The organism is Pseudomonas sp. SZ57 (genome assembly GCF_009495975.1).
Lineage (GTDB): Bacteria > Pseudomonadota > Gammaproteobacteria > Pseudomonadales > Pseudomonadaceae > Aquipseudomonas > Aquipseudomonas syringae.
This window is the reverse complement of record NZ_WIBD01000048.1, coordinates 1-2,406: the sequence shown is the minus strand read 5'-3', so window position 1 is coordinate 2,406 and position 2,406 is coordinate 1. Positions and strand designations below refer to the sequence as shown.

The 2,406-nt window shown below is 53.5% G+C and carries 2 protein-coding genes and 1 pseudogene; all 3 read left to right on the top strand.

The features are described from left to right. A pseudogene (locus GE543_RS26925) lies at positions 1-1,730 on the top strand (DUF637 domain-containing protein); the annotation flags it as partial. 3 nt (positions 1,731-1,733) lie between these two features. Continuing rightward, positions 1,734-2,192, top strand: coding sequence for a hypothetical protein (locus GE543_RS26920; RefSeq protein WP_153222765.1), 459 nt, complete (start codon positions 1,734-1,736; stop codon positions 2,190-2,192). Positions 2,193-2,285: 93 nt separating this feature from the next. Further along, positions 2,286-2,406 (top strand): hemagglutinin repeat-containing protein (locus tag GE543_RS28045; protein WP_178118678.1); only part of this gene is annotated, 121 nt, incomplete at its 3' end.

Below are 2,406 nucleotides of genomic sequence, written 5' to 3'. Positions count from 1 at the left end.
ACGCCGAACAGCAGAAACGCACGGGTCAGAACGCCGAACAAACCGTCGCCAGCCTCAACCGCGACGTGTCCAGTGATCGCAACGGCAGCAACTCGCTCAAGCCGATCTTCGACGAAGATGAAGTCCGCGCCGGTTTCGAGATCGTCACTGCGTTCTCCAACGAAGCCAGCACCTTCCTCGCCAACAAGGCGCGGGAAGCGGACCTCAAGCGACAACAGTCCAAAGAGCTGCAGGAGCAAGCTGATAAAGCCGGTGGCTTGAGCGATACCGAGCGCATGCTCTTGCAGAACAGTGCAAGGCAACTGTCGGTAGAAGCCAACGACATCTCCGAAAACTGGGGCGCAGGCGGCACTTACCGACAAATCACCACTGCACTGATCGGTGCCGCCGGCGGCAACATCAGCGCCGGCAACGCCGCGTTCGTGCAGGGTCTGGTGGTCAATTACGTCCAGCAACGCGGCGCAGGCTACATCGGTGACCTTGTAGCAAATGGCGAACTGACCGAAGGCTCCCCACTGCACGCCGCGCTACATGGCATCGTCGCCTGCGCAGGTGCGGCGGCCAGCAACCAAAGCTGCGGCAGCGGTGCAGCAGGCGCAGCGGCGTCCAGCCTGCTGACCGGTTTGTTCTCGCAAAGCAGCCCGGACGAAAGCGAAGAACAACGCGAAGCCAAACGTAATTTGATCGTCAGCCTGGTGACCGGGCTGGCGGCGACCAGTGCTTCCATAGACCCGACTACCGCCAATACAGCGGCAGGGGCGGCGGTGGATAACAATTGGTTGGCGACGCAGCAGATTGTTCAGGCCAAGAAAGAATATGACGAGGCCGAAGGTTATGCGGCCAAGCTTGAGGTGGCGGGCAAATGGGCATACATCAGCGGTAAACAGGACGTCCTGACCCATCTCGGCATCGGCAAGGGCCTGGTGCAGTCCGGCTGGAATGATGTGGCGGGCCTGGCTGAATTCGCGATGCACCCGATTGATGGTCTGAACGGCCTCAGTCAGCTGATCAACAACCCTGAGGCCAGAGCACAGTTTGGCGACAGCGTCGTCAATGAACTGAACACCAAAATCGCAACAGTCAAAACGGCCCTTGAAGTCGGCGGCGACGAAAACGCCGAAGCGCTGGGCAAAGCCATCGGCGAAATCGCCTGGCAGGTTGGCAGCATCGCGACGGGTGTGGGTGGCGCAGCGAAGGGGGGCGTGGCGCTGGCCAAGGCAGGCATCAAGGTTGGTGGTGCGCAGCTTGAAAAGATGGCTGAGATCGCTAGAATCGAGAAGCTTGCGGCGAAGAATGCTAAAAATCCGAATCCGATGAGTTCGATGACGGATTCTGAGGCGGGTAATCTTGTTGATCGGAATGTTTTGGAGGCGAAGGAAAAAGCGCCCGAGCCTACTGACACTCCCCCCGTGAAGAACGGTTGGAAGGTTGGCGATGATGTCTATAATAAAACGGCAAAAGGTAATGACCCCTCTTGGACTACTGTTCGCTCTAGATTCTGGAAAAACGAGGCCGCAACTACAGAGGCTACTAGTAAATATGGTGCCGAAAATATTGAACGAATGAAAAAGGGACTAGCGCCGCAGCGATATAATGCAGATAAAGGTGGAATGGAGTCTATGGAGTTAAGCCACGAACCCGTCCCGTTTCGAGACGGCGGTAAAGATTTTGTACCTCGTTGGCCGCAGGATCATGCGGCGGTGGATCCTTACAGAAAGCCAGGATACTGAGACATGACTGAAACACTTTCTACAATTTTTCAAAGAACACGAGGCGCTCCTATCGAGGTTTCGGGGTGTCTTGTAAAGCCAATTTTTGAAAAAGCTATTGAGAAAGGCCAAAGCAATTTCTTGGCTCGTAGACTTAGCGCATCTAGCGAAGTGGTAACCGGACTGCGCTTAAAATCAGTAAACGGCTATATCGAAATTAACAATCAACGCGATACTGATATAATTTTATGGACAGATACAAGTCCCGAGTCTGTTTCCTTTTCTGTAGTAGCGAAGAAAGCTGGTGTACTAAAGATTTGGAACGTATGGCGGGCGGATAACATTGTTCAAGCATGGGTGGGGGAGGCAGGAATTGTGGTCTGCGAAGATCAGGAGGGAAGACTAACTAAATTGGAATGCAGTGGCGGTACAGAAACGCTAGACTTCACTACTCTAATTTATGAAATTGAAGCTATTCCCTAATAGCTTGGGAAGAACTCGCTTAATAAAAATGCTGCACACTGAACGCCCTCGCATTGAAAAGAATTTGTACAGGGCAAGCTGAAATACTAGTTTTTGCGAACTGGATTAAAACAAAAGATCAAAAGTACGGTGGCGAGTGGCAAGAAGGTCATCGCCGACGTCGGCGGTGATCTGAATATCGAAAGCCTGCAAGACACCAACACCTACAAGGTCG